The 2,585-nt window shown below is 57.1% G+C and carries 4 protein-coding genes; 1 reads left to right on the forward strand and 3 read right to left on the reverse strand.

Annotated features, from left to right (window positions below):
* The 3 genes from ADADOO_RS11565 to ADADOO_RS11575 all read right to left on the reverse strand — a co-directional run.
* On the reverse strand, nt 1-773 hold a 773-nt coding region (locus tag ADADOO_RS11565; RefSeq protein ID WP_511277657.1), incomplete at its 3' end, for an inorganic phosphate transporter.
* Nucleotides 774-787: 14 nt separating this feature from the next.
* A complete protein-coding gene (locus tag ADADOO_RS11570) occupies nt 788-1,426 on the reverse strand; it encodes a DUF47 domain-containing protein (RefSeq protein WP_511277658.1) in 639 nt (212 codons plus the stop codon).
* A gap of 94 nt (nt 1,427-1,520) precedes the next feature.
* Nucleotides 1,521-1,859 (reverse strand): hypothetical protein, encoded by a 339-nt coding sequence (locus tag ADADOO_RS11575; protein ID WP_511277659.1) that lies wholly within the window; start codon nt 1,857-1,859, stop codon nt 1,521-1,523.
* A 31-nt stretch (nt 1,860-1,890) separates the two neighbouring features.
* Here ADADOO_RS11575 and ADADOO_RS11580 point away from each other — a divergent pair.
* Nucleotides 1,891-2,585: aldo/keto reductase (locus tag ADADOO_RS11580; protein WP_511277660.1), on the forward strand; the 695-nt coding region annotated here is incomplete at its 3' end.

Here is a 2,585-nt window from a genome sequence, read left to right on the forward strand (position 1 = left end):
CCGCGGGCCTGATTGAGTTTGGTGATGCGATTGCCCATCGTCTTGACGATGCGCCAGCCACCTAACATGGTCCCGATCCCCATTGCGGAATAGCAACAAATAACGACCCAACCGGGAATCGGATCGCTGCTCGTCGAGATACCCGCGGCGATCAGCAGCATCCAGATAATGCCGATTGTTTTTTGCGCGTCGTTCCCACCATGGCCCAAACTATAGGCAGCAGCGGAGATCAACTGGAAGCGGCGGAAATGTTTATCGACCTTGCGTGGCGCCATGTTTCGGCAGATCCACGAAACGATGACCATCAAAGTGCCACCGATCACGAAGCCAAGGAATGGCGCGACGAAAATGAAAGCCAGAATTTTCAGGACACCAGATGAAATCAGACTGCCGATGCCCGCCTTGGCAATGGCTGCACCGACCAATCCACCAACCAGCGCATGCGATGACGACGACGGAATACCGTAATACCAAGTAATAATATTCCAGACAATGGCCCCGATCAGCGCGCCAAAAACCACATAATGATCGACGATAGACGGGTCGATGGTGCCCTTGCCGATGGTTGAGGCAACTTTAAGCTGAAACAGGAAATAGGCAATAAAGTTGAAGCCGGCAGCCCAGATAACGGCCTGATGCGGCTTGAGCACGCGGGTAGAAACGATGGTGGCAATCGAGTTGGCCGCATCATGAAAACCGTTCATGAAGTCGAACAGCAAGGCGACAATCACCAAGGTAACGACGACCCCGAGACCGATATTAAGCGTATCCATGCCGAGCCATCCGCTCAGGAGTTTTCGAGAACGATGGCTTCAACCGTGCCAGCTACGTCCTTGCAGCGATCGGTAACCGATTCGAGCAATTCGTAGATTTCCTTGAGTTTGACGACCTCCCGCACATCGGGTTCTTCACGGAAGATTTTGGACATGGCGCTACGCAACGAGCGATCGGCTTCCGATTCCAACGCGTCGATCTCATGACAAAACTTGAGGATAGCCGGTGCGTTATCCATGCTGTGCAGAAGCTTGATCACCGACTGCACGCTGACACAGCAGTTCTCGGTAACCACGGCCATGGCCTTGGCATCGGGCGGAACACGGGTAATGTCGTAGAGCGAGATCGACTCGGCGACGTCCTGCATGACATCCAGAATATCGTCCATGCCATTGATCAACTCATGGATTTCATCGCGATCGAAAGGCGTAATAAAGGCCGTATGCAGTTGCGCCAGAGTATCGTGGGTAATGGCATCGGCCTTGCGTTCGAGGGCATCGATTTCTTCGGCATAGGCAGAAGCCTGGTCGGGGTGATCGACCAACGCGGCAATCATGTTGGACAAGGCCGCCCCCCCGCGCGCAATCAATTCCGCATGCGCATTGAAAAGATCGAAATACTTACCCTCCCTGGGCATCAGACGAGAGAACATGTCAGTCCTGTTAAGTTTTTATTACAGTTTTTGATTCTATCACGCTGAAACAAGCCTCCCACAGCCCCCATCGTGATGAAAGAAATCCTTGCCGCTAAAATAGGGCATGGTCCATTTCCCGCTTCCTGCCGACGCATTCGGCGACCGCTTCAGCCTTGACGAGTTGATTTTGCCCCGGAGAGCAGTGGGCTACGCGGTCCAACGGCTCGACACCGACCAGCTGCTTGATCGGCGCACCGGTGCTTTCCTGCCCGTCCGCGCCGACCGGCTCGACGGGCTTTTCGATAGCTTCGACGCTGCCTACACCGCGGCGCAGACCTGGGTGGAAAAAAGCGGCCAGGCGCTTGACGACCACCGGCTGGCCATCGTACCGGCCGGTTTTGATCACCGACTGGAACGTCACGTCCTGATCTATGGCGTTCTCTGCGGTCAACCCTGATTTTTGCCAAATTATGGAGCTCCCAATGCCCACCTTCCCAACACGCCAGCTTGGCCGCAGCAACCTCATCGTTCCCGGGATCTGCCTGGGCACCATGACTTTCGGCGAACAAACCAGCGAGGTCGACGCCCATGCCCAGCTCGATTTTGCGCAGGCTGCCGGCATCAGCTTCATCGATACCGCCGAGATGTACGCCGTTCCGCCGCGCCCTGAAACCTGCGGCGCCTCGGAAAGCATCGTCGGACGCTGGCTGAAACGCCAGCCGCGCGACCAGATCCAGATCGCCACCAAGGTCGCCGGCCCGAGCCGCAACCTGAACTGGATCCGCAACGGCCCGCCGGCCCTTGACCGGACCAACATTCGCGCCGCCCTCGACGGCTCGCTGCAGCGCCTGCAGACGGATTACGTCGACCTCTACCAACTACACTGGCCGGAGCGCAATCAGCCAATGTTTGGGCAATGGCAGTACGAGCCGGACAATGAGCGCGAAGGCCCGTCGATCCGCGAACAGCTCGAAGCGCTCGGCGAACTGGTCAAAGAGGGCAAGATTCGCCACGTTGGCGTTTCCAACGAGCACCCATGGGGCATCATGGAATTCACTCGATTGGCCGATGAACTCGGCTTGCCGCGCATCGTCGCGACACAGAACGCCTACAGCCTGCTCAACCGGACCTTCGAAACCGGCCTGGCCGAAGTCTGCCATCGCCAGCAAGTCGGCCT

The organism is Azonexus sp. (assembly GCF_036170495.1).
Lineage (GTDB): Bacteria > Pseudomonadota > Gammaproteobacteria > Burkholderiales > Rhodocyclaceae > Azonexus.

Bases quoted from the DNA above. Each gene is read 5' to 3' on its own strand.
- ADADOO_RS11570 (WP_511277658.1), bottom strand. From the start codon at position 1,426: ATGTTCTCTCGTCTGATGCCCAGGGAGGGTAAGTATTTCGATCTTTTC.